We start from the raw sequence: 22,190 nt of genomic DNA, 5'->3' as shown, positions 1-22,190 counted from the left end.
AATGACCAATGACCAATGACTAATACTTAAAATCATGGCACTCCGGCAACAGGTTAAAAACATAAACGCATCAGGCTTGTTAAATCTAGCTGTATTAGGCGTTTTGCTGCTGCTTTATGCTCCTATATTGCTACACTGGTTGGATGGTTGGCTGCACAAAAATATTAGTACAGAACACGAATATTTCAGCCACGGGATTATTGGTCTACCATTTGCGGCTTATCTGGGTTGGATGAACCGGAAAAAGTGGAAACGTTTGCCAGATACCATCCATCCTTTGGGCGCTGTTTTCTTACTATTAGGGGCAGTTTTTTATCTTAGTGGTGTTACAGAGTGGGTTAACATTTCGTTGCCCGTTATCTTGGTAGGATTATGCTTATGGTTTAAGGGAATATCAGGTTTGCGATCGCAAGGATTTCCCCTGCTACTAGTATTTTTGGCAACCCCAACAGCAATGCCTTATCTGATTGCTCCCTATACCTTGCCTCTCCAAAGCTTCATCGCTGGTACAGCAGGTTTCATACTGAATCAATTTGGTATGGAAGTAACCGTAGATGAGATAAATCTCTACGTAGGAGGACGGATTGTGGAAGTTGCCCCCTATTGTGCGGGGCTAAAAATGTTGTTTACGACTCTCTATGTCGGCTTAATGCTGTTGTATTGGACAGATGCTTTGTCTTCACGGCGCACAACTATATCGTTTTTATCTGTTGCTGCGATCGTTAGTACTACTGCCAATATCATTCGTAATACTTTACTCACTTTCTTTCATGGCACAGGTCAAGAAGGAGCTTTTAAATGGCTGCATGACGGATGGGGCGGTGATCTTTACTCTGCTTGTATGCTGGTGTCATTAGTGCCCTTACTGAATTGGATTAATAGCTATTTTTCAGCATCTCTAGAAACTCAGCAAGAAGTAGAAAGTTAGAATCTGGGCATGGGGCATGGGGCATTGGTTCTTCTCCCCTTGCTTCCCCTGCTCCCTCATCTCCCCATAAGTCCTAAATATTACTGAACTCACAATGTTATTTTATAAAGTAAAATTTTGCCTAAGTACTGCAAATTTTACTGATGACTTCCTTCTCCAAGTTTTTTAAAGAAAACCAATTGAGTCAAGTAGCAGCACTTTTGTTATTGCTAGTGCTGCTGGCAATTGGAGGGGTTCCCGGATACCTGACAGGACAATGGCAATGGAAACAGCCGCCCCCTGTTACTACCCTCAACGAGTTAAGACAGATCCGCAAGACTGGGTTAGCCCTTCCTGCTTGGCAAACTACTGAACAAGCAGAACAGCAAATTGGCGAACATAAATGGTCTTTGCAGGTAATAAAAAAAGAAGGTTCCGAATCCCAGGCAATCCTGCTTTTACTGCCCCAAAATGGGCCTATGGATCAACCAGAGGTAGAGTGGACAGACGTTAACGGCTGGGGAAGATCACGCTGGGGAAAGTGGGATGTAGCTCAATCTCGTTCTGCTGAATTTACTGTGAAACCACCTGCAAAGTTGGCATCTAATCTCAAAACTCAAGTAAAAGCTAGGTTCTTTCGCGCCTCCACACCACAGCAAACCTTCGCTGTCTTGCAATGGTACGCTATGCCAGATGGCGGAAATCCATCACCTTTCCACTGGTTTTTGGCGGATCAATTGGCACAATGGCATCAGCAACGCATTCCTTGGGTGGGTGTAAGTATTCTAATTCCAATGGAACCTTTAGGGGAGGTAGAAACATCTTGGCCTTTAGCCCAGTCGATTGGGGAAACAGTACAAGCTGCATTGATGGCAGGCCCTTTGTAGAGTCTGTTATCCATGCCTTTGGGCAAAAATTTATCAAAAGCATCTCTATAATTACGTTCACCCTAAAACTCAGTTAAAAGATGTTGACAATATGAAGTTAGAAATTAAATTTAGCAAAATTATTCTCCTTCTCTTAGTAAATACTTGTAGATAAAAGAGACATTTAGGACATTTTTAGAGTAGAATAACCACTCGGCGCGACTAATTTCTATATCAGTATTTTCTGCACCGATGTTTATAGATGCCAGTTATTATATGCGTGGATTCAGCGCCTTGTGTTGTGCCAGTCTTCAAGTAGGAGTTTTTTTAACAACACCTATCCAACTTGTTGTTGCCCAGCCCTTTCCACCTCAAGGACAATCACCAAGGCAACCCCCCTCGCCTGTTCCAGGTACTGAATTTGTACCTCCAGGTGCAAATGACGAAATTTCCCCCCAACTTAGCCGCTACCTCTTGGGCCCAGGAGATATAATTGGCGTTGTGCTTCAGCGTCCTCCTGGCCCATACCGCTTAGGGATAGGAGATGGAATTAGCGTTTCGGTTCAGCGCTTTCCAGATTTAAGTTTTCAAGCTTTAATCAACCCAGAAGGCAATATTGTAGTGCCATTGCTGGGAACAGTTTTCTTACAAGGTTTAACTTTGCAAGAAGCTCAAGAAAAAATTCGCTTGGGTTTAAATCGTTATGTGGTTGATCCAGTAATAGTTTTAGCCTTAGCAACGCAGCGTCAAGACTTCGGTTTTCAAGCTGTAATTAGTCCAGAAGGCAACATTGTAGTGCCGCAAGTGGGAACGGTATCATTACAAGGTTTAACCCTGGAAGAAGCTCAAGAAAAAATTCGCTTGGGTTTGAGTCGCTTTTTCCCAGATCCAATCGTGGTAGTATCCTTGGCAGGGACGCGACCAGTCCAAGTTACCATTAGTGGGGAAATATTTAGACCAGGAATTTATCCGATTAATTCAACAACACCCCGTGTTGCTGATGCTTTGCTAATATCTGGTGGTTCAACGTTGAATGCAGACCTGCGACAAGTGCAAATACGTCGGAAGCTAATGGATGGTTCTGTGATTTCACAAACTATTGACTTATACGCAGCGCTGCAAAATGGTGGTTCAATCCCTAATTTACGCTTACAAGACGGAGATGCAATCCTCGTGCCGCGTCGTGAAGTTGGTAATGATGACGGTTATGACCGGAATTTGGTAGCACGTTCATCCTTGGCTGTGCCACAAATTAGAGTCAGGGTTTTAAACTATGCTGCGGGAGGTATTTCCATTCAAGCGTTGCCTAACGGCAGTACATTTGTAGATGCTTTAGGAGGAGTAAATCTCGACACTGCTAATCTTCGAGATATCGCTCTGGTTCGCTTTGATCCTGAACGAGGTAAAGCTGTTACTCAGAAACTTGATGCTAAAAAAGCTCTGGGCGGTGATGCATCCCAAAATGTAGCGCTTCAAGATAATGATGTTCTTGTTGTTGGTCGGAACCTCATCGGTAGAATTACTAATTTCCTGACTACCATTACCCAACCTTTCTTTAATGTTCAATCCTTTCTCCGATTTTTTGACAACTTCGGTGGTGGTGGTTCAAATTAGTGAGTCTCACTTTTTTGCTGATTGTTGCTAGATGAACAGAGATAATTGTGATGAGAGAGATAGAGAAGATAATGGTGAAAAATAACAAATCAAAATTGACAGCTGATAACTAAATAACTGACAACTGATTACTGATTCTATATGCCCCTGCCATGACCCCACCAATTGTTAAGCGCTATCTTATTGCTTTTGATAAGTACAAGTGGATTGGACTAGCTAGTTTTGCTTTAGTTGTAGCAGGGTCAACTGTGGTGGCTATGCAACCAGAGCCACCTACTAGCTATATAGCATCTGCTGCACTTACTTATAGTGGCCCACCAGTTTCTTTCTCTGCAACTGGTAGTGAAATCCAACAGCAAGGAAAGGAACTGAATGAGGAAGTTTTACTCTCAAACCAAATAATTGCAGCAGTGGCAGAAAAAGTTGGTGTCAAACCGCAAAAGCTCGGTGCCAGTGTTGTCCTTTCTGTACCTAAAAAAAATCCTAGGAGTGGAGAATTAGAATCTAGTATCTTGGAATTGAAATATGTCGATGGTGATGCCAAACGAGCCATACAGGTCTTGACAGAATTGATGCAAGCAATGGTCAAGTTGAGCAGTGATATCAATACTGGACGATTACAAGCAATTATTGAAAAGATTAACGATCGCACACCACAAGCTAAACGAGAACTGCAAGTTGCTGAACAGAAGTTGGAACAGTACGATCGCATAGAGCGAACAGCAATATTAGCAGCCGAGAATGGCAGCTTGTTAAGCGCTATTACTGCTAGCCAAAATCTCCAACGGCAAATTCAATTAACCATTTCTGGAGTTGATGGGCAACTTCGTAGTTTACAAAATAAGTTAGGCTTAACAGTCGGACAGGCTTATATTTCTTCTGCTTTGAGTGCTGATCCCATAATTGGTAACTTGCGAGCGCAAATTTATCAAAGTGAGTCGCAAATCGCCGTGCTCAGAAAAGATTTGCGACCGGAACACCCAACGATGGTTCAGTTGCTACGTCAGAAACAAGCTGCGGAAGAATTGCTGCAACAACGTGCCTCTGAGGTATTAGGTGGTGATGGAACAGCCGCTCCGCTTCAGGGTAGTGTTGCAGGTATTCGCACCCAAAGCAGCTTAGATCCAGCCCGCCAGCAATTGGCAAACCAAATGGTGTCTTTGCAAACCCAACGAGAGACGCTACAACAACAACTAACTCAAGAAATCCAACAAGAAGCGCGACTACGGCAAGAGTATTCTCTGATACCTAATAAGCAATTAGAGCGATCGCGTTTAGAACAGGAGGTTGCGCTCAAAAAAGCTATCTATGATCAAATGCAGGTGAAATTAACCGATGCTAAAACCGCAGAGGCAGAAACTACCAGCAGTCTCAGCATTGCCAGACGCCCCACTGTTACTGTCGATCTAAAACCTCCGAAGAGTGTGCCTATTACCCTTGCTGTGGGTGGTTTCTTGGGTCTGGTAATTGGTGGCGGGGTGATATTTTTGTTGGGAGCGCTGGAAGGAACTTTCAAAACCAGAGAGGATATCCGCCAGAGTCTCAAGCAACGGGAAGTGGCAGTGTTGGGAGAATTGCCTTTAATGCCAGTTGATGATTTGGATCAAGATGCTGTGCCGGTGTTATTTTCCCAAGATTCTCCTTATTTAGAATTTTATGAGAAATTCCGTAGTAATCTGCGCCGGATTGGTGGTAAAAACTTAAAGGTGGTGTTGGTTACTAGCACCAGTAGCCTAGAGGGTAAAACAACAAGTGCATATAACTTGGGTGTAGCTTCAGCCCGCGCTGGTAAAAGAACCTTAATTATCGAAACAGATTTGCGATCGCCTTCCCGTTGTACATCCCTGAATGTAATTCCTGATCCTGAAGCAACTATTGAACCCCTGCGTTATTACGCTAACTTGAGTGAATGTATTCGTTTAGTGCCTGATGTAGAAAATTTATACATTGTCCCCAGCCCCGGTCCTGTACGGCAATCCGCTGCTATTCTTGAATCTAGCGAAATGCGGCGGCTGATGGAGGATGTGCGGGAACGTTTTGATTTAGTGATTTTAGATACTAGCCCTCTCAGCATATCTAATGACCCTTTGTTAATCCAGCCCTACAGCGATGGGATCGTACTAGTAGCGCGACCACACTATACACAAGAGAATATGCTAGGTGAGGCTATTGATCAATTAGTGGAAGCTGAACTAGGGTTATTGGGAGCAATTATTAATGGTGCTGATATCACCGTTTCTGCACCTGAACAAGTTGCACCATCATCGACATCATCAACATTTACATCTGAGGTGGAAGAATCTGAAGAAGTTTCGGCGAGTGCCAACAAAAACTAATAGTTTCCAAATATGGAGATTTTAACGCAGAGGATACGCAGAGCTTTCATAAGCATTACGAGTTTTAGGAAATGCTGTATTTAGTCGCGCCTAAACAAGCCAAATAGGGGAGCGAGAATTACTCCAAAAACAAAACCACCGATGTGGGCCCAGTAGGCAACTCCACCGGTTTGCACAGCCATATTAGCCGCTGTTTGCAGAGTAGCAAGACCAGATATTACATTTTGCACAACAAAAAGTCCAATGATTACTAGTGCTGGAACTCTGATTGTGGTGATGAAAATCCCCAAAAAAACTAAAGTCATGACTTTAGCGTGAGGAAAGCGGATAATGTACGCACCCAAAACTCCAGAAATTGCACCACTTGCCCCCAAGGAGGGAATCTCAGAATTCATGCCAATAAACCATTGACACAAGGCAGCTAAAGCACCACACGCCAAATAAAAAATCAGATATTTTAAATGACCCAATCGATCTTCAATATTGTTGCCAAAAACCCAGAGAAACACCATATTTGAGATTAAGTGCCACCAACCACCGTGTAAAAATTGCGACGTAAATAACGTTATCCATTCTTCACCCAAATTGGTGGTTAATTCTTGAGGTACTACCGCATATTGATTGAAAAACTGACTCAATTGTGCATTTGACAGGCTCACCTCGTGAAGGAAAACTAAAATATTCATGCCAATTAACCCGTAGGTGAAATACGGGGTGATTCGCGTCGGATTTTCATCGTAGAGGGGAAACACAGGTGTTTTTCCTAAATTATTGACTAACTGCAATATAGCTTGTAAGGCTAGCAGTTGCGAAGGCTAGGCAATTTCACCTATTAAATTAATCAGTATGATTGAGGGACGAAGTATAACATGAAGAGTTACTTATACCAAGATTCTTTCAGGGATTTATCGCTAAATAAACCCAACAGGGGGCCGAGAATTGCCCCAAAGATAAATCCGCCTGCATGGGCCCAGTAGGCGATACCGCCGCTTTCCATGCCAATGTTGGTACGTGTTTCAAAACTAGCAAGTCCGTAAAAGGCTTGTTCGAGAAACCAGAATCCTAAAAAGAAATAGGCGGGAACGCGGAAAGTCGGGAAGAAAAATCCTAAAGGTACAACGCCTAGAACTTCGGCGTTAGGGAAGCGGAGAATATATGCACCCATGACACCTGCGATCGCACCACTTGCACCCAAAGAAGGAATGCTAGAATCTTGAGCGAAGAACCACTGAGTTAAGGATGCTAAAATACCGCAAGATAAATAAAAGAGTAAATATTTGGCATGACCTAACTTATCTTCAACGTTGTTGCCAAAAATCCAGAGAAATAGCATATTGCCACCTAAGTGCAACAATCCCCCATGCAGAAATTGTGAAGTAATCAAAGTTGCCCACTCTGGCACTGGTTGATGTACAGAAACACCTGCAAAGCTTAAGCTGAGTTCTCGTGGAACTACAGCTGCAAGGTGTAAAAACCCATTTAATGCTTGTGGGGGAAGACTTGCTTCATAAAGAAAAGCGAGGACGTTGGCAGCAATCAGTCCATAAGTAACATAAGGCGTGATTTTTGCAGGATTATTATCGCTAATTGGAACCACGGGCGTTTTTCCTAATTTGTTAAGACAGCGATTCTACAATACGGAATTTTGTAAGTAGTTTCTTCTACCTCATGGATGGATCTCAGTATTATATTTAAGATTTATTGTAGGACTACCCCCTGAAATAGTAGGTTTCATGAGATAAATTTCCAGTTAGAGAAAAAAGCAGCTTGACCACAGTGCTGATTTTGTTCATCTAAGATGTTCCATAGGGTGGTATCTTCTATGTAGAAGCGTTTACCAGTGCTAGAAGTGCGGATACCGGAATAATTATTGATAAAGCCTTTAGTTGTTGCTTCTGATAATAGGCGATCGCGTTCTTCCTGCACAACCTCTTCAGCCGATTTTCGGGAAGGCATTTTGGTAAACTCTTCCCAAGAAAGCTCCCATAGTTCCAACGCTTTGCGATTACCATAGTTAAAAATTGGATCTGACTCAGTGCCGTGAGAAACTAAGACAAAAGGTGCTTCAAATAACGCCTTTGCTGTTTCAAATTCAGAAGCATTGGCATCTAGCAAACAATTTCCTGTCCAATGCTGAAAACTATTTATTAGATATTGACTGTGGAGAATAATAGCCTCTTGCTGCCAAGGAAACTCAATCACACTGGTCATAAAAAAGTAGAAATATAACGTCAAGAATTTAGTATGACAAAACTTGACTCATTTTAGGGGTTGACGAGTTCTCCCCAAGCCTGAAAATATTCTACTTAATGCCTATTAGCTAGCAAATTTATGTTTTTTTCAAATTCTCTGGAAAATCAACTCCAGCGCTGGAATGAAACCATTCGCAATCAGCCGAAAAATCCCAATGCTTACATTCGTCGAGGCATGGTTAACTTTCAACTGGCCAAGATTGATGAATCTATTCAAGATTTTGATATGGCGGAGCAATTGGACACCCGTATTAAACCGTATCTCTGGCAACGGGGATTATCGTATTATTATGCAGAAAGATTTGCTGAGGGCGCTGAACAATTTGAAATAGATTTGACAGTGAATGCTCAAGATGTAGAAGAAACAGTATGGCGATATCTCTGCATAGCTCGTTCTTTAGGGGTTGAAGAGGCACGTAATTCTTTACTAACTGTGAAAAATGACCCTCGACGTATTATGCAATGCGTATATGATTTGTATGCAGGAAATTGTACACCAGATGATGTTTTAACTGTTGGTCAATCAGAAGGAATAAAAGGAAGTTTTTACAGTCATCTTTACTTGGGATTATATTACGAAGCTCAAAATAATCTTGATTTAGCTCAGGATTACATAGTGAAAGCTGCTGATAATTACAAAATTGATGATTATATGTGCTATTTAGCGCAGGTACATAAAAAATTACGAGGGTGGATATAGTCTTTATAGTGACAGATATGGCACTCTTCGACGAATCTTTGCTACACCATGCACAATTCCTAACACTGCACCGATGTAAAGTCCAATATGGATTCCCCAAACCAACATAAATCTAGAAACTTCTGCTGGCTGAACTACTGGCGTAATCTGATCGGCAAAGAAGGGAAATTGAAAATAATAAAATATGAATCCTGTTATTTGAGCAACTACAATTGCCCAAATAATGGGATACCGTGCCATTTTAAGTAATTGACGATAAGACAAAGGTAACTTTCGTCTCTGATTAACCAAGAGAAATATGCCGTAGCTTAAAAAACCAGCAAAAAACCCTGCCTGAAATCCAACCTCACTCACTTCCCAGCGAAAATTAGAACCATAAGGAACATTTTTGAAGTAATAAAAGTAAGCGGGTGAGAGAGTACAGGTAATCTGATCGTTAACGATACCAAACCCAGCACCAATTAAACCGGACACGATTAAAAACGAATATTCCTGAAGTTTTGTCGGTTTTGTGGGATTACGCCAGTAGTCTACAGCTACAACCAAACCCATCAGCAAAAACAAAATCAGCAGTCGGTATTGATATGGAATACTTTGCATAAGACAACTGGTTTAATCCCAAATTAGCCTTTCAGGAAGTGTAATTATTTACAACTTCTTCAGAATTTTTACCATTGTATGCGACTTATTTGGGGAGATAGCATCAAATTCAAAGACAGTCGGAAGGTCAGATTGCCAAGATTCTTATAACCTTTATCTGGAATCCTATTATGAACATCGCTGAACAGATTTACGCACTCGTTAAATCCCTTGCCCAAGAGCAAGCTAGGGAGGTCTTGAGTTTTGCTGAATTTATTCGTAATAAGAACCTAAATGATAACCAACCCATCGACATAGCAGACTCAGTTTCTTGGGCAGAACTTGTTTATTCCCTTAGTGGAACTTGGAAAGAAGACTTTCCAAGCCTGGAAGATATTCGGGCTGAAATGGGACAAGACATCCTACGGGAAAGTCTCTAGATGTACGTTTTAGATACCAACACCCTAATTTACTACTTCAAGGGTCAAGGACAAGTTGCTCATAACCTTCTCAGTATCTCTGCTGAAGAAATTAGTATTCCGACAATCGTTGTTTTTGAGTTACAAGTCGGTATTGAAAAATCCACCTCGCTAGCAAAACGTACCCAGCAACTTCAGCAACTTTTAAGCTGAGTAAACCTGGTTCCCTTCGATTACAATGCTGCTCTTTGATGCTGCTAAAATTCGCACCCAGTTAGACAAGCAAGGAACTCCAATTGGCCCGATGGATATTTTGATTGCAGGAATAGCTATAGCACTTCAAGCGACTCTTGTAACTCACAATGTCAATGAATTTTCTAGAGTTGCGGGACTTGCGATTGTTAACTAGTATTAACTATCTCTGATGTCAATTTTCGGTGGCTTCAGTTTCAAACTGCACTTGTCGATACAAATTAGCGATCGCAATTTCCACATCTACAGATTCTAGCCGCAATATATCGCCCAAATTATACTCCGACAGCACCCATTTCCCCTGTTCGTTGCGTCGAAACACTTCTACACCCGGTTGCGCTACTTGTACTAAGACATATTCTTGCAAGGTTGGAGATTGGCGATATTTGGCAAACTTTTTCCCCCTATCAGCTGCTTCTGTTGAAGGTGATAGCACTTCGATAATTAAGCAGGGAAATTGTACCAATTGTGGATCAGTATCTCGCTCATCGCAAGTCACCACCACATCTGGATAAAAATACTTTTGCCCCGGTTCTACCTGCACCTTTACATCTACAATGTATACTTCACAGGTGCGATCGGCTAAGGCATCATCTAAGAGCTTAAAGAAATTTCCAGAAACCCGATTATGGTTGCGTGTAGCACCGCTCATCATCACAACTTCGCCATCCCAATACTCGTAGCGTTCCTCTTGGGTAGGTTCCCAAACCAGGTATTCTTCTGCACTCATCAAAATGTTGTCGGGTAAAGCAACCATTGGTACGATCCCTTAATGATTCACTTGATTTAGGATAGCTAAAAAATGGCGTTCTCTTTTAGTATGACTAGAAAAACGTTCGTGGACTCACTAACGTTTTTCTAAATTACGAATTATTTAGATTTTTCGCAATAATTCCCGAATAGCGATCGCACAATCAGGGAAAGCTAAAGGTGAAATTGTCACATCCTCTGCAAGTATGCTCTCACTGTGATAGCCGTCTGGACTAGGGAGACGATACATATATAACTTGCGTCCATTCACATCTAAAATCCAGTACTCAATAATCCCTGACTTAGAGTATGCGATCGCTTTGACTTCGCGATCGTACTTGAGACTGGAATCAGCTATTTCAATCAGTAAAAATACTTCGGAAGCATTGGGATGGTGATCCTCATAATCTAATGGATTCAGCTTCACCACTGAAATATCTGGTTCTGGTTCCGAATAATCATCAAGTTGCACTGGCGACTAGATTCTTAATAAAACTTTGTCACCCAAACGTTGACGTAACAACCTTTCTGTGCGGGTAATTGCTGATTCGTGAGCAGTACCTTTTGCTGACATTCTAATGATTTGTCCCGCGATTAATTCTAAGCGTTCTTCAGGATGAAAAATTCCCGTTTCCGCCATTTGGTGATATTCTCGAACACTAATTAGGCGAATATTGGTGAGCATAAGATTCACGTTAACGTCCTAACATTTTATCCCGGAGATGTTTAATGCGATCGCAGAAGCTTGTCATTAACGGCTCAAATCAGCGGTGTCGACTCTAACGCATTGTTAGACCGCGTTTTGGCGTCAAGATTTATACTTTGCCATTAGAACAACGGCTAGCTTTACCAGCGACAGATAAAATATAAATGAAGCCAACGCATCTGTCTGGTACAAGCGTTTCTTAGGTATTCAAGGACTGAGATTGTTGGCTTTCGTTTCATACCTCAATCTAGTCTACTAAGTGACTTAATTGCACTAAAAGGAAGTGGCGATGAAAAAAGTAGCGGTGTTTGGCAATACTGGAGGCGGTAAATCAACTCTAAGCAAAAGATTATCGGAAATCACTGGTTTACCACTTCACGTCTTAGACAAGATTCAATATCAATCAGGCGGGATTGAGGTTCCACAAGAAGAATATAAGCACACCCATGAGAAAATTTTGGTTACTGACCGTTGGATTATTGACGGGTTTGGTTCCATAGAAACTGTCTGGCTAAGACTGAACAAGGCGGATACTCTAATTTTTATCGATTTACCGCTATATGTGCATTTCTGGTGGGTGACTAAACGACTAATTACAGGCTTTTTTAAACCGCCAGAAGGCTGGCCGGAAAAGAGTCCAATATTTAAGAGTTCGCTTACTAGCTATCGCGTGCTTTGGTTATGTCACAAATATTTGACCCCAAAATATCGTGAGTACATCAAGCAAGCTCAAAGTACTAAAAGTGTTTATCACATTCGCTCAACGGAGCAGATTTCGCAATTTTTTGAATTAATTGAAAATGAGACTAATTTAAAAGATGATGCATCAGCCTAATGCCGGAGTTGAAACACACCTCCGGCTAAAGGTAATTCATATTATTAGGCAAATATTGGTCAGCATAAAATTCACGTTAACGTCCTAGCATTTTATCCCGCAGATGTTTAATGCGATCGCGCAATTTCCCCGCCTCTTCAAATTCTAGTTTCTTCGCCGCCTCTTTCATCTGTGCTTCCAACAAAGTAATCAACCCTGGAATCTGTTCTAATGGCAGTTCATCTAGATGTTCATCTACAACTTTCAAGTCTGTTGCATTCAACCGCCGAGATACATCTAAAAAAGCCAAAATCGCATTACTTGATTTTTTCACTATTGGTTGCGGTGTAATCCCATGCAATCGATTATGTGCCGTTTGAATCCCCCGCCGCCTGTCTGTTTCATCAATAGCTTTAATCATGCTACCTGTCATATTATCGGCATACAAAATCGCTTGTCCCTGGACGTGACGCGCGGCTCTACCAATAGTTTGAATTAAGGAACGCTCGGTTCTTAAGAAACCTTCTTTATCTGCATCCATAATTGCCACTAAGGAAACTTCGGGTAAATCCAAACCTTCTCGCAGCAAGTTCACACCAACCAAAACATCAAATTTTCCCTCGCGCAAGTTCTGCAAAATTTCAATGCGCTCAATAGAAGTAATCTCGGAATGTAAATACCGTACCCTGATACCGTGGTCTTGCAAATATTCGGTTAAATCTTCAGCCATGCGTTTGGTTAATGTGGTAATTAACACTCGTTCATGGCGATCGGCTCTATCTTTAATTTCTCCTAATAAATCATCAATTTGTCCTTCCGTAGGACGCACAGAAATTTCTGGATCAACTACTCCAGTTGGTCTAATCACTTGCTCAATTACATTATCTTCTGAAACTTCTATTTCCCAATTTCCAGGAGTTGCGGAAACAAAAATACACTGATTCACCTTTTGCCAAAATTCTTCTGCTTTTAAAGGACGGTTATCAGCAGCGCTAGGAAGACGAAATCCATGTTCAATTAAAACTTTTTTTCTCGCTTGATCGCCGTTATACATCCCGCGAATTTGGGGTACAGTAACGTGAGATTCATCAATAATTAATAGCCAATCTTTGGGAAAATAATCAATTAAACATTCTGGTGATTCTCCAGCTTGTCTTCCTGCTAAGTGACGGGAATAGTTCTCAACGCCGTTGCAATAACCGACTTCGCGCAGCATTTCTAGGTCATAGCGTGTACGTTGATCTATGCGTTGCGCTTCTAATAGTTTCCCAGCTTGTTCTAAGTCTAGTTTTTGCTGTTTTAATTCGGCGGCGATGTCATTACAAGCTACTTCTAACCGTTCTTCTGGGGTGACGAAGTGACGCGCAGGGTAGACATTCACTGCTTCCAAACTCTTGAGTATTTCCCCTGTCACCGGGTCAATGTACCGAATCGCGTCTATTTCATCACCAAAGAATTCTACACGAATAATCCGGTCTTCATAAGCTGGGCCAATTTCTAAGACATCACCTCGGACGCGAAATTTTCCCCGACCCATTTCGATGTCGTTACGGCTGTATTGAACATTTGCCAAATCTCGTAAAATTTGGCGTTGATTTACTTCCATACCTATCTGAAGAGGGATGGCAGCTTTCAGATATTCTGCCGGCATTCCCAAACCGTAGATGCAACTGATGGAAGCAACGACAATGACATCACGGCGTTCAAACAGCGATCGCGTCGCTGAATGCCGCAACATATCTATTTCATCATTAATCGCTGCTGTTTTTTCAATATAAGTATCGGTAACAGGAATATACGCTTCTGGCTGATAGTAATCGTAGTAGCTGACAAAATACTCGACTGCGTTGTTGGGAAAGAAATCTCGTAACTCGTTACAAAGCTGTGCAGCCAAGGTTTTGTTATGGGCCAGAACTAAAGTCGGCTTGCCAATTTTCTCAATAACTGCTGCTACCGAAAATGTCTTGCCTGTTCCAGTGGCTCCTAGTAAAGTTTGATAACGATTGCCTGATTGGATACTAGCAGTTAGTTGTGCGATCGCTTGTGGTTGATCGCCTGTGGGACTAAAGGGAGCTTGAAGACAAAATTCTGTCATACAGTTTTGCTGAAAATACCCTATCTCATGGTGACGATTCCGCCCTGTATCCATTGTAGCTGGCTTATTAGACCAAAATAAATGGCAATAATTTTTTACAAAAATTATTAATTAAAATTTACTTATGTATCAGTTTTAAAGATACTTATATCTATGTGAGGTTTTTTAAGGTTAAACTCTTAATGTATATGGGAAAAAATTTCATCTTTCCTTAATTATTGTAAAATCCAATTAACAAACTAGAGGTTTTCGTTTATGACTATTAGCAACGCTGGCAAAGCAACCAGTTCTCGGCAAAAGCCTGCCAAGTCTCCAGGGGAAGGTACAGAGGAAGTTGAAAATCAACAAGACCAGAGCTTGAATGCAGATAAAGTCGAGGAAGTTACTGAACTGCCAGTGGGAGCTTCTGGAACACTCGCCATTTCTGGAATTCGTCCAATAGGCGCTAGCGACTTAGAAGTTGCTGAACACCTCTCAATTGCTGGGGTGCGTCCCGTTAGCACTAGTACCTTGGAAGTAGTTGAAACCTATAACTCAATGGGTATTCGTCCAATTGGTGCTAATACATTCCAAGTTGTTGAAAGTATCAACCTCTCTGGGATTCGTCCAATTGGCTCAAGTTTATTGGTAATTGATGAAAGCTATTCCACCTTCGGTAATCGTCCAATAGCATCAAATGAGATTGACAATTCTGAAAGCCTAATGGGTTTTCTAGATTAGAAAAAAATATCACCATATACTTTATTAACCCAGTTTCCATGCGAAACTGGTTTTTTTATTTAAACAGTCAAAAGTAGAAATTACTAGATTTGCATTTGTTCTATGTCTTTTAGCATAGGTAACTAAACTATTCTTACCTTATTTTATATTCACTCAACAGCCAGAACACTTACTACAACTACCTTTCTTAATTACGAATTACGAATTACGAATTACAAATTATTTAATATGCCTTGTGGTGGAAGGCTTTAGCAAAATAATTAAGCTACTGTGTAATAGTAATCACAAAAGATTTCAAAGTTAGTTATAGCTTTGAAGTGAATTTTTTACAAAATCAGGAGTACAAAATGAGTATTGAAGATCGCGCTAAAGCTGCTGCTAAAAATGTTGAAGGTAAAGCCCAAGAAGCATTAGGAAATATCACTGGAGATCCAGAAGATAAAGCTAAAGGTAAAGCCAAGCAAGCTGAAAGCGAAGTACGTCACGGAATTGAAGACGTAAAAGATAATGTCAAGAAAAACATTGACTAGCAATTCATAACCTTTTTGCAGCTAGGGATATCAATGGGATGGATTCCATTTTGCCAAAAGGTATGGAGTGTTAGAAAATCAATGTTATACACCTTTATTCTCTTTTTAGGAAGTGTAGAAAAATAAAGGAATAGCTTGATTTTTTGAACTTTTGTAGAGGCGTGATTAATTACGTCTCTACAATTATTATTATTCTTACAAAATTAAGACTGTACGAACTCAGATCCCCCAGCTCCCTTCAAAAATGAGCTTTAGAAAATCCTCACTTTTTAAATTTAAGCTTCTAAAAGTTAGATAATCTATTTCTATAAATTCAAAACTTATAAATTCAATTAGTTTAATTTGGCAAGCTAAGTAGATTGGCAAAATAAAACCGTACTATCTAAAGATTGGGATGGGCATTGCCCGCCTTTATTTTTTACCTACTATTCAGTAGAGATTATGTATAATACATTATTTATATTAGCGTGAGTTCCACGAGTTTGATTTGACCCCTCTCCAAACCTTTCCCCGAAGCAGAGAGGCTTAAGAAGCTAATTTTTGCGTTGCTCCTCTTTTTGCGCTTTGGAGAGAGAACCGGGGAAAGGGAGGTCTGTTGAATTCACGCTAGATTATTTATTTTTAATCAAATAAAATTCACATAAATCTTACATACTTACATATATGTTTTTTCCTTAAAGTGTAAAATAACTTTATTATTTATAGCTTTTAGCTGCATTTTAAAATATTTTCATCAAAAAAATATCTTAAAGTTTTCATAAATATAGGTAATGATTTGTTGAAAATATATTCTTGTGTAGCGATATTAAGTTGGAGATTTACGAAAAAACACGTAATTCTTCCTAAGAATATCAAATACCCATAATAAGTGTCATGAATAGATTTCAGGTAAGACAGAAGTTACAGAAATATTTGCCTGCTGACATACGCAAAGCTACTTTGAGTACATTTGCAGTGCTTGGTGTCAGTTTTGGGTTTGCTGCCTTAAGTTCGCCAGCATCCGCAGCTTTGTTGTTTCGTGAGAGCTTCGACAATGCGGCACTTTCCATAGATGCTTTTGGTAGCACCAGTAACAATGGCACATTGCAAACAGACGTACCTGTAGGTGCAACTGTTCTCAAAGCATACCTTTATGCCTCTTCTGTTTGGGAGGATTATAATGGCCCTGTAAGTGATGTCAAACTGAACGGTAATTTGTTGAAGGTTGCTGATGCCTTTGTACTCGCGCCTAACGAAAACCCAGCAACTACTGTACGTTGGGATGTTACCAGCCTTCTTAGCTCTTTAGGAGGTTTGCAAAACCATACTATTGAAGAGCTAGGAGACAATGACGGTGAAACTTTAGTTGTGTCTTATCAAGATGCCACAACCGTCGGTTTGTCGTCTTTTATCTTAGACGGCGAGCTATCCCCCACAGGAGACACAACCAGGTTGAATTTTGATCAACCTTATAGCGGTGGCGACTTTATAGTATCTTTTGCCGATACCTATAGCATTCAGCCATCTGGTCAATTAACTATTGTGGACGTGATAACAGACTCTACTAGCTCTCGACGCTTAACTAGCTCTGCTGGCGGTCAGGATGATGGAGAAGGAGCTAATGGTGCTCTAATCACTGCTGGCGGTATTGGTGATAGTTTGACTAACCCAGATCCGTTTGCCTCTGATTCTGGCGGTTTTAGGACTGATGATGAACTTTATAATCTAGCTCTTGGTAATAGCGCTGATCCTAATCCTTTTATCCAGGCAGGTGATACGTTCGTCGAGTTAAATACTGTAAACCCAAGTAATGATGATAATGTGTATAGTCTGTTTATTACCAGCAAATTCAAAACTAAAGTGTCTGTACCCGAACCTTTAACTACATTGGGTTTATTAATGGTCGGTGGTTTTGGTCTAGCTTTCTGCCGCAAGTACAAGCAGCAACGAAAAGATACGGCAAGAGCTTAGGTCAACAACTTCTAAATAGGTACGATAGAGCGTGTTAAGTGTGTAGTTAAAAATTTATAATTTCACACTTAACATTCTGTTTAATGTATTCTTTGGTAAAAGATGGTGCAATATTACCTAAAAATTAGTTTAATTTTTGCTCCTGCACCAATACCTGCCTTTTTAATGGGAATATCTACGCTGGTCGTAGCTGCGGCAACTTTCGCCTGAAAATTATTCGAAATCTCAAAAAATTGTAGTAACATACCACAGGCATTAACTATCTTCAGCGACATCTGATTGTTAGCGCTCTTAAATTTACAATTGATGGGAATATACCGTGAGCCTAACTCTTTATCTCCTCCGTCACGGACAGACAGAATGTAGTCGCAATAATTCCTTTTGCGGTTCTATAGACTCAGAACTTACCCCAGAAGGGTTGGAGATGGCAAAGGCTTTTGCTGATGCATATAGTTCTATGGATTGGACAGCAATATTTTGTAGTCCAATGCGGCGGACTGTATTGACAGCAAAACCCTTATGTGAAGCAATAGGGATGGAACCACAACTTAGGGATGGTTTAAAGGAAATCAACTATGGCAAGTGGGAAGGAAAAACGCCAGAAATAATTAGCCGTGAATATCACGATGATTATATTCGCTGGTCAGCAGATCCGGCTTGGAATGCTCCTACTGGTGGAGAAATGGCGGTTACAATTGCTTCTCGTGCCTTGCAGGTAATTGAAGAAATTAAACAAAGTTACAGTAATGGTAATGTTTTAGTTGTTGCACACAAGGCAACTATCAGAATAATTCTGTGTAGTTTGCTGGGGATTGATGTGGGACGCTTCCGTTTTCGTTTGGGATGTCCTGTTGCTTCGGTCAGTATTGTAGAATTTACCTCACATGGGCCGTTGTTAAAGGTTTTGGCAGACCGTAGTCATTTGGATGAGCGGTTGCTAAATTTACCAGGGACGTGAAGGAGTCACTTGTATCGCATTGCTTTCGCTAGGGCAGTATTTTATAAATTGAAAGCTACAGGCATTGATTTCATACCTCGCAAGGATGGGTTTTGATGCCATTCAATTCGATCTGTATCCAAGTGGAGATTACTAAGGCGGCGCACAATGGTGTCGATGGCAATTTGTGCTTCAAGTCTGCCAAGAGATGCACCGAGGCAAAAGTGGGTTCCTTTTCCAAATGCCAAGTGTGGGTTTTCAGAGCGTGTAATGTCTAATTTATCGGGGTCTAGAAATTGCTCAGGGTCACGGTTGGCAGCACCAATTACCAGAAATAGGCGTTGCCCTTGGCTAATTTGTTTGCCATCAATTTCGAGATCGGTAACTGCTATGCGGGCTTGACGTTGTACTGGGCTGTCATAGCGCAAAAACTCTTCTACAGTAGTTGTAATTAGCGAGGGATCATCCTTTAACTTTTGCATTTGACTAGGATTTTTGAGTAAAGCAAGTAAGCCGTTAGCAATCAAGTTAGTGGTAGTTTCATGACCCGCAAAAGTTAAGAAAACGCAATTGGATAAAATTTCGTCGTCATTGAGAGAATTTCCCTTTTCTTGTGCAAAGATGAGGCTACTCATGAGATCATCTTGGGGATTATGACGACGTTCTTCAAGGATGTGGCGGAAATATTCGGTCATTTCGATAATACTTTGTTGAGCGGTGGTCAAAATTTCTGGCTTCATGCGGAACATGCCAAAAAATCTTGCCAAATCGCTAGACCATTTCTTAAACTGTTCGCGGTCTTCGGACTTTGCGCCCAGCATTTGGGCGATGACGATCGCGGGCATTGGATAAGCTAAATCATGAATAATATTCATGTTACCCCGCTCATAAACACCATCAATTAGTTCGTCTACTAGCGTCTGAATTTGCTCTGCCATGCTGCCAATGATACTAGGAGTGAATGCCTTGTTAAATAACGGACGCAGACGTGTGTGTTCTGGAGGGTCGCAAAATAGAATCCATTTTGATAGAGTTTCCAGAAGGGGAAGTATCTTCTGTTGCTCTGATTCTGGTATTTTACTAATAGGTGGACGCTTGGACGAAATCCGTTTATCTTGCATAGCTGCGGCAACGTCCTTATAGCGCATTAGATACCAGCCCCCAAAAAAATCACTCCAGTAAACAGGATCTTCTAATAAAATACGGCGGTAGGTAGGATAGGGATTGTCCAGTACTTCCTGGGCAGATAGATTGTATCGGTCTTGTTCTAGAGTACTGGGTGACGACATGAGTTAAAAACGATTAAGGATATAACTCAATAATTCTATATGTGGTGGCATCCCCGATCAAAAGTAAGATTCAGATTGCTTCGTATGTACTGCGAAATACTAGCTCAAATAACTGCAACTGCTTCCCTTACGAAAATAATTGGTATGATTTGGGTTTGTGTGGATTTTGATTCATAATTTATTCAAATTTTTATGCAGCCAGTTATTGAAACAATTTTATTACGTCAAATGGCTTCAGGCGATCGCCTATCCTTACAACTATACAAATTTATTGGCGCTCAATCTGGTAAAAAGGTATACATTCAATCTAATCTGCACGGTGCAGAAATTGCTGGTAATGCCGTTATTCATCAGTTAATTGAGTTTTTATTAAAAATAAATGATACAGATTTAACTGGAGAAATCTGGCTGGTTCCCGTTTGTAATCCAATGGGGACAAATGAACGCGCTCATCATTTTTCTCCTGGACGATACTGCATTTATGAAGCCAAAGACTGGAATAGGATATTTTGGGACTATGAGAAAGAAGCTGATGATTTAGTTGCTTTTACTAAATCTCAACTTCATAGTGATCTAAAGGTCATTCGACAAAATTATCTAACTATAATTAAGCAAGAATTCGCAAAAATTTTAGAAAAACTTAATTCTTCTAGCGGTGTTCCTTATACTGAGATTTTTGCCTACAAACTACAAAACCTCAGTTTAGATGCAGATTATTTAATTGATTTACATAGCTCTACAAATCAAGCTTTAGATTACGTTTATTACTTCCAAAATCGAGAAGATAGTGCAAAATACTTTCTACTCGATTTTGGAATTTTGCTTGATAAATACGATGGTGATGCTTTTGATGAAGCTTTTATCAAACCTTGGTTAGCACTGGAAGCTTGTTTTAAAGAGTTTGGTAGAGAAATCAAGTTTGATGTGGAAGCTTGGACACTAGAATTAGGAACAGGAATGCAAATAAACCCTGATTCAGTCGCTAAAGGTGTACTGGGTGTGAAAAACTATTTAGCGCAAAAAGGTGTAATACAAGTTTCTAATTTATCAGAAGACGCAAAAACTCATGAGATGACTTTCGCATCTAGCAGCAACCGGAAAAAATATTATGCGATCGCAGGTGGCATGATTCAATCCAGAATAGAATTAGGTACTAAAGTCAAAGCTGGAGACAAACTCTATCAAATTCTCAGCTTTAATAAAGAAGGTCAACTACCTAGTGTAATTGATGTCTGCGCTCAACAAGATGGATTAGTTTATGATGTCGCAACCAACCAAGCTGTGAATGAAGGCGAGTTTGTATTGGGAATTGTTAGTTAGAGCATGGGGTATTGGGCAAGACGCGATAAATCGCCGTCTCTACAAAAGACTAATTATTGTAGAGACGGCGATTCATCGCGTCTCTTGCCTTAACCGATTGGCGACAATTTCCTGGAATTGGAGTTTATGCGTAAGTATATAAATATATCCTGGTATTTACGTTGAGCTAACTTGTGTATGGCAGTCATCACGATTCGGGAAAAGCAGCCAACAGAAAACGGTTTTGCCGCAAGTTTGATTTTTGAGGGTGATAGCGAATACCCAATCAATATTACTGACCCTTTTACACACCAGGAAGAACAGCAACTCGAATGGTATTTTGAAGAATGGCTGACTTACCCGATGTTAAACGGGAAGAAAGCAGAAGCAGCGAAAACGAGTGTTGTTAGTTACGGAGAAAGTTTATTTAACCAGGTTTTTAAGGCTGATATTGATGCTTATAGCCATTATCGTCAACTGCGGGGAAATCTGAAGCAGGTAAAAATTGAGATAGTAGGTAATAGTCCCGAATTTCACGCGCTACACTGGGAAGCTTTGCGGGATAAGGATTGGCCGCGACCTTTGAGTGTGGATTGCGTAATGATACGCAAGCGCCTTGATAAAGCCGCATCAGTGGCGGCGAATATGGCAGAATCGCCGATAATTAACTTGTTGGTGGTAATTGCTCGACCGGATGAGGAGCATGATGTGGGTTATCGTACCATTGCCCGTCCGTTGATTGAGGTGATTCAAAATAGTCACTTGCCTGTAAATATTGACTTATTGCGTCCGGGTACTTATGAAAGTTTAGAACGGCATTTAGAGGCCAAGGGTGCGGGATATTACCATATCATCCATTTTGATTGTCACGGGGCGTTGATGGGTTATGCAGATATTCAAGATGGGGTGACACGCAACCGATATACCTATCAAGCTAGGTGGGGACGGGAAGATATTCAACCTTATGAGGGGGTAAGGGCATTTTTGTTTTTGGATGGGGAAAGTAAGGGAAAAGCTGATCCCATAGAGGCGGGGGAATTAGCGAATTTGTTGACGGGGAAGGGGATTCCCGTTTGTATTCTCAATGCTTGTCAGTCGGGGAAGCAGGTACGAGGAGATGGGGAGGCAGGGGGAGCAGGGGGAGCAGGGGGAGCAGCTTTCAAGGGTAGGGGTTT

The 22,190-nt window shown here is 40.9% G+C and carries 22 protein-coding genes and 1 pseudogene; 15 read left to right on the top strand and 8 right to left on the bottom strand.

Features of this window, described 5'->3' with window-relative positions:
- The first annotated feature begins 34 nt into the window (after positions 1-34).
- From crtB to A4S05_RS13840, 4 genes are all read left to right on the top strand, one after another.
- Positions 35-928 carry a cyanoexosortase B gene (crtB, locus tag A4S05_RS13855; RefSeq protein WP_069070413.1) on the top strand — a complete coding sequence of 298 codons (894 nt, stop codon included), beginning with the start codon at positions 35-37 and terminating at the stop codon, positions 926-928.
- Positions 929-1,071: 143 nt separating this feature from the next.
- Positions 1,072-1,794, top strand: coding sequence for a cyanoexosortase B system-associated protein (locus A4S05_RS13850; RefSeq protein ID WP_069070412.1), 723 nt, complete (start codon positions 1,072-1,074; stop codon positions 1,792-1,794).
- A 255-nt stretch (positions 1,795-2,049) separates the two neighbouring features.
- Positions 2,050-3,387, top strand: coding sequence for a polysaccharide biosynthesis/export family protein (locus tag A4S05_RS13845; protein ID WP_370684443.1), 1,338 nt, complete (start codon positions 2,050-2,052; stop codon positions 3,385-3,387).
- A gap of 152 nt (positions 3,388-3,539) precedes the next feature.
- Complete coding sequence (locus tag A4S05_RS13840) at positions 3,540-5,723, top strand: GumC family protein (protein WP_069070410.1); 2,184 nt, start codon at positions 3,540-3,542, stop codon at positions 5,721-5,723.
- Positions 5,724-5,803: 80 nt separating this feature from the next.
- On the opposite strand, the gene A4S05_RS13835 is transcribed toward A4S05_RS13840, so the two are convergent.
- The 3 genes from A4S05_RS13835 to A4S05_RS13825 form a co-directional block, all read right to left on the bottom strand.
- Positions 5,804-6,475: a rhomboid family intramembrane serine protease gene (locus A4S05_RS13835; protein WP_069070409.1), complete on the bottom strand. Its 672-nt coding sequence runs from the start codon at positions 6,473-6,475 to the stop codon at positions 5,804-5,806.
- 125 nt (positions 6,476-6,600) lie between these two features.
- Positions 6,601-7,320, bottom strand: coding sequence for a rhomboid family intramembrane serine protease (locus tag A4S05_RS13830; RefSeq protein ID WP_069070408.1), 720 nt, complete (start codon positions 7,318-7,320; stop codon positions 6,601-6,603).
- A gap of 134 nt (positions 7,321-7,454) precedes the next feature.
- A complete protein-coding gene (locus A4S05_RS13825; RefSeq protein WP_069070407.1) occupies positions 7,455-7,934 on the bottom strand; it encodes an MEKHLA domain-containing protein in 480 nt (159 codons plus the stop codon).
- Between the two features lie 120 nt (positions 7,935-8,054).
- On the opposite strand from A4S05_RS13825, the gene A4S05_RS13820 reads away from it, so the two are divergent.
- Positions 8,055-8,675 carry a tetratricopeptide repeat protein gene (locus A4S05_RS13820; RefSeq protein ID WP_069070406.1) on the top strand — a complete coding sequence of 207 codons (621 nt, stop codon included), beginning with the start codon at positions 8,055-8,057 and terminating at the stop codon, positions 8,673-8,675.
- 3 nt (positions 8,676-8,678) lie between these two features.
- Here A4S05_RS13820 and A4S05_RS13815 read toward each other — a convergent pair whose 3' ends face one another.
- The gene (locus tag A4S05_RS13815) at positions 8,679-9,275 is read right to left on the bottom strand and encodes a hypothetical protein (RefSeq protein ID WP_069070405.1); all 597 of its coding nucleotides are present in this window, start codon (positions 9,273-9,275) and stop codon (positions 8,679-8,681) included.
- Between the two features lie 170 nt (positions 9,276-9,445).
- On the opposite strand from A4S05_RS13815, the gene A4S05_RS13810 reads away from it, so the two are divergent.
- The 3 genes from A4S05_RS13810 to A4S05_RS43290 are packed head-to-tail and all read left to right on the top strand — an operon-like array spanning position 9,446 to position 10,082.
- Positions 9,446-9,694: a hypothetical protein gene (locus A4S05_RS13810; protein ID WP_069070404.1), complete on the top strand. Its 249-nt coding sequence runs from the start codon at positions 9,446-9,448 to the stop codon at positions 9,692-9,694.
- A complete protein-coding gene (locus tag A4S05_RS43295) occupies positions 9,695-9,886 on the top strand; it encodes a PIN domain-containing protein (RefSeq protein ID WP_256090972.1) in 192 nt (63 codons plus the stop codon). It abuts the gene before it with no gap.
- 25 nt (positions 9,887-9,911) lie between these two features.
- Positions 9,912-10,082, top strand: coding sequence for a PIN domain-containing protein (locus tag A4S05_RS43290; protein ID WP_256090971.1), 171 nt, complete (start codon positions 9,912-9,914; stop codon positions 10,080-10,082).
- Between the two features lie 18 nt (positions 10,083-10,100).
- Here the strand turns inward: A4S05_RS43290 and A4S05_RS13800 are convergent, their stop codons facing one another.
- Both A4S05_RS13800 and A4S05_RS13795 read right to left on the bottom strand, forming a co-directional pair.
- Entirely contained in the window at positions 10,101-10,682 is a 582-nt protein-coding gene (locus A4S05_RS13800) for a Uma2 family endonuclease (RefSeq protein WP_069070403.1), read from the bottom strand.
- 117 nt (positions 10,683-10,799) lie between these two features.
- Positions 10,800-11,360, bottom strand: a pseudogene (locus A4S05_RS13795) (Uma2 family endonuclease).
- 310 nt (positions 11,361-11,670) lie between these two features.
- Here A4S05_RS13795 and A4S05_RS13790 point away from each other — a divergent pair.
- Positions 11,671-12,216 carry an isopentenyl transferase family protein gene (locus A4S05_RS13790; protein ID WP_069070402.1) on the top strand — a complete coding sequence of 182 codons (546 nt, stop codon included), beginning with the start codon at positions 11,671-11,673 and terminating at the stop codon, positions 12,214-12,216.
- Positions 12,217-12,292: 76 nt separating this feature from the next.
- On the opposite strand, the gene uvrB is transcribed toward A4S05_RS13790, so the two are convergent.
- Entirely contained in the window at positions 12,293-14,290 is a 1,998-nt protein-coding gene (uvrB, locus tag A4S05_RS13785; RefSeq protein WP_069070401.1) for an excinuclease ABC subunit UvrB, read from the bottom strand.
- A gap of 255 nt (positions 14,291-14,545) precedes the next feature.
- Here uvrB and A4S05_RS13780 point away from each other — a divergent pair, with 255 nt between their 5' ends.
- From A4S05_RS13780 to A4S05_RS13765, 4 genes are all read left to right on the top strand, one after another.
- Positions 14,546-15,010 (top strand): hypothetical protein, encoded by a 465-nt coding sequence (locus A4S05_RS13780; protein WP_069070400.1) that lies wholly within the window; start codon positions 14,546-14,548, stop codon positions 15,008-15,010.
- Between the two features lie 347 nt (positions 15,011-15,357).
- Positions 15,358-15,540, top strand: a complete 183-nt coding sequence (locus tag A4S05_RS13775) for a CsbD family protein (RefSeq protein WP_069070399.1) — start codon at positions 15,358-15,360, stop codon at positions 15,538-15,540.
- Positions 15,541-16,413: 873 nt separating this feature from the next.
- Positions 16,414-17,490, top strand: a complete 1,077-nt coding sequence (locus A4S05_RS13770) for a PEP-CTERM sorting domain-containing protein (protein WP_141699719.1) — start codon at positions 16,414-16,416, stop codon at positions 17,488-17,490.
- A 319-nt stretch (positions 17,491-17,809) separates the two neighbouring features.
- A complete protein-coding gene (locus A4S05_RS13765) occupies positions 17,810-18,448 on the top strand; it encodes a histidine phosphatase family protein (protein ID WP_069070398.1) in 639 nt (212 codons plus the stop codon).
- A 41-nt stretch (positions 18,449-18,489) separates the two neighbouring features.
- Here A4S05_RS13765 and A4S05_RS13760 read toward each other — a convergent pair whose 3' ends face one another.
- Complete coding sequence (locus A4S05_RS13760; protein WP_069070397.1) at positions 18,490-19,716, bottom strand: cytochrome P450; 1,227 nt, start codon at positions 19,714-19,716, stop codon at positions 18,490-18,492.
- A 192-nt stretch (positions 19,717-19,908) separates the two neighbouring features.
- Here A4S05_RS13760 and A4S05_RS13755 point away from each other — a divergent pair, with 192 nt between their 5' ends.
- Together A4S05_RS13755 and A4S05_RS13750 are read left to right on the top strand one after the other, a co-directional pair.
- Positions 19,909-21,036 (top strand): succinylglutamate desuccinylase/aspartoacylase family protein, encoded by a 1,128-nt coding sequence (locus tag A4S05_RS13755; protein WP_069070396.1) that lies wholly within the window; start codon positions 19,909-19,911, stop codon positions 21,034-21,036.
- A 177-nt stretch (positions 21,037-21,213) separates the two neighbouring features.
- Positions 21,214-22,190 (top strand): CHAT domain-containing protein (locus A4S05_RS13750; RefSeq protein ID WP_141699718.1); only part of this gene is annotated, 977 nt, incomplete at its 3' end.

The sequence above is a fragment of the Nostoc sp. KVJ20 genome, from assembly GCF_001712795.1.
GTDB lineage: Bacteria > Cyanobacteriota > Cyanobacteriia > Cyanobacteriales > Nostocaceae > Nostoc.
Note: the sequence above shows the minus strand (reverse complement) of the source record. Positions and strands in the feature narration are given on the sequence as shown.

Bases quoted from the DNA above. Each gene is read 5' to 3' on its own strand.
- crtB (WP_069070413.1), top strand. From the start codon at position 35: ATGGCACTCCGGCAACAGGTTAAAAACATAAACGCATCAGGCTTGTTA.
- A4S05_RS13850 (WP_069070412.1), top strand. From the start codon at position 1,072: ATGACTTCCTTCTCCAAGTTTTTTAAAGAAAACCAATTGAGTCAAGTA.
- A4S05_RS13845 (WP_370684443.1), top strand. From the start codon at position 2,050: ATGCGTGGATTCAGCGCCTTGTGTTGTGCCAGTCTTCAAGTAGGAGTT.
- A4S05_RS13840 (WP_069070410.1), top strand. From the start codon at position 3,540: ATGACCCCACCAATTGTTAAGCGCTATCTTATTGCTTTTGATAAGTAC.
- A4S05_RS13825 (WP_069070407.1), bottom strand. From the start codon at position 7,934: ATGACCAGTGTGATTGAGTTTCCTTGGCAGCAAGAGGCTATTATTCTC.
- A4S05_RS13820 (WP_069070406.1), top strand. From the start codon at position 8,055: ATGTTTTTTTCAAATTCTCTGGAAAATCAACTCCAGCGCTGGAATGAA.
- A4S05_RS13815 (WP_069070405.1), bottom strand. From the start codon at position 9,275: ATGCAAAGTATTCCATATCAATACCGACTGCTGATTTTGTTTTTGCTG.
- A4S05_RS13810 (WP_069070404.1), top strand. From the start codon at position 9,446: ATGAACATCGCTGAACAGATTTACGCACTCGTTAAATCCCTTGCCCAA.
- A4S05_RS43295 (WP_256090972.1), top strand. From the start codon at position 9,695: ATGTACGTTTTAGATACCAACACCCTAATTTACTACTTCAAGGGTCAA.
- A4S05_RS43290 (WP_256090971.1), top strand. From the start codon at position 9,912: ATGCTGCTCTTTGATGCTGCTAAAATTCGCACCCAGTTAGACAAGCAA.
- A4S05_RS13800 (WP_069070403.1), bottom strand. From the start codon at position 10,682: ATGGTTGCTTTACCCGACAACATTTTGATGAGTGCAGAAGAATACCTG.
- A4S05_RS13790 (WP_069070402.1), top strand. From the start codon at position 11,671: ATGAAAAAAGTAGCGGTGTTTGGCAATACTGGAGGCGGTAAATCAACT.
- uvrB (WP_069070401.1), bottom strand. From the start codon at position 14,290: ATGACAGAATTTTGTCTTCAAGCTCCCTTTAGTCCCACAGGCGATCAA.
- A4S05_RS13780 (WP_069070400.1), top strand. From the start codon at position 14,546: ATGACTATTAGCAACGCTGGCAAAGCAACCAGTTCTCGGCAAAAGCCT.
- A4S05_RS13775 (WP_069070399.1), top strand. From the start codon at position 15,358: ATGAGTATTGAAGATCGCGCTAAAGCTGCTGCTAAAAATGTTGAAGGT.
- A4S05_RS13770 (WP_141699719.1), top strand. From the start codon at position 16,414: ATGAATAGATTTCAGGTAAGACAGAAGTTACAGAAATATTTGCCTGCT.
- A4S05_RS13760 (WP_069070397.1), bottom strand. From the start codon at position 19,716: ATGTCGTCACCCAGTACTCTAGAACAAGACCGATACAATCTATCTGCC.
- A4S05_RS13755 (WP_069070396.1), top strand. From the start codon at position 19,909: ATGCAGCCAGTTATTGAAACAATTTTATTACGTCAAATGGCTTCAGGC.